The sequence below is a fragment of the Acinetobacter sp. YH12098 genome, from assembly GCF_013419235.1.
Lineage (GTDB): Bacteria > Pseudomonadota > Gammaproteobacteria > Pseudomonadales > Moraxellaceae > Acinetobacter > Acinetobacter amyesii.
Window position 1 is genome coordinate 1 of sequence record NZ_VPAO01000097.1, and the last position, 1,390, is coordinate 1,390.

The 1,390-nt window shown below is 36.8% G+C and carries 2 pseudogenes; both read right to left on the minus strand.

Going from position 1 to position 1,390, the window contains the following annotated elements:
• Positions 1-243 precede the first annotated feature (243 nt).
• Positions 244-771 (minus strand): annotated as a pseudogene (locus FTU38_RS16700) (IS5 family transposase); the annotation flags it as partial.
• 13 nt (positions 772-784) lie between these two features.
• Positions 785-1,267: pseudogene (locus FTU38_RS16705) on the minus strand (IS3 family transposase); the annotation flags it as partial.
• Between the last annotated feature and the right edge of the window lie 123 nt (positions 1,268-1,390).

Consider the following 1,390-nt stretch of genomic DNA (forward strand, 5'->3'; position numbering starts at 1 on the left):
CCAGATTTAAATCCAATAGAAAATATGTGGTCACGAGTCAAGGCGATTCGAACTAAGTTTAGAGTTAAAGATATTGATAAATTATTTAAAGATTACTGTAATGATTTATTTGGTATTTAGCTATAGTCTTTTGTTATTTCCTTTAAAACGGCTTTGTTGCACAAATATTTAAAAATTAAAATCTCCCATACCTACTCATATTTAAGTGAAAACTTGGGTATGAGGGCGACCTAATCCTGCGAATTAATTTAAGACATCTACGCGTGCATGAATCTCATTCACTTTACTATTAAAATTCCTTGAGCAGAGTTTATCGCCTAATAATTTAATGCAATGCATCTTGGTTTCAACTAGACTTCGCCGATGATAGCCCGACCTTTTTTTCAAGAGTGTCCTGCCTGAGAAGCACTGCTTCGCAAGATTAACCGTTCGAAGGAGTTCATTTCGCTCTCGTGAATGAGTTTTTATATCTTTCCAGGGCTTTGCATTTTTTCTAGGTGGAATCACTGCATACGCTTGCCGATCTGCAATGACCTGACGGCATCGTGTATAGACAGAATCGATTTGTTCATCTAAAGGGATTTGAGCAAGTAAATCTTCCAGTACCTATGAATCACTGACATTATCTGCGGTGAGGTGTACAGCACGTATTTGAATAGTTTCAGCATCGATACCAATATGAACCTTACGCCATTGGCGACGATATTTAGGTCCATTTTTTTTACGCTTCCATTCACCTTCACCTAAAAACTTTAGGCAAGTAGAGTGAATAGCCACCAAAATTCTAGACACACATAACCATCTTTTGATTGGCCTTTTCATAATCTAATGGAGAACGCTGACCATTGGAACCATGTCTGCGTTTTGAATTATAGAACATCTCAATATATTCAAAGATATCGGATCTTACTTCAGTTCTAGTTGCATAGATTCTCTTTTTAATTCGTTCCCGCTTTAATAGCTGAAAGAAGCTTTCTGCAACAGCATTGTCATGACAATTACCTCTACGACTCATACTACTTTCAAGATTATGATGTCTGAGAAATGTCTGCCATTCATGACTGGTATATTGGCTACCTGAGAAGCATTGCTTCGCAAGAGAATGGATTAGGACTTTGTTCTTTGGATTTCTCCGCCACAAAGCCATCAATAACGCATCTAAAACCAAATCTGTCGTGATTCTGGATTTCATAGACCAGCCAACAACAAGACGTGAAAAAAGGTCAATCACAACTGCCAGATACAACCACCCTTCATGTGTACGGATCTATAGCTAAATACCAAATAAATCATTACAGTAATCTTTAAATAATTTATCAATATCTTTAACTCTAAACTTAGTTCGAATCGCCTTGACTCGTGACCACATATTTTCTATTGGATTTAAATC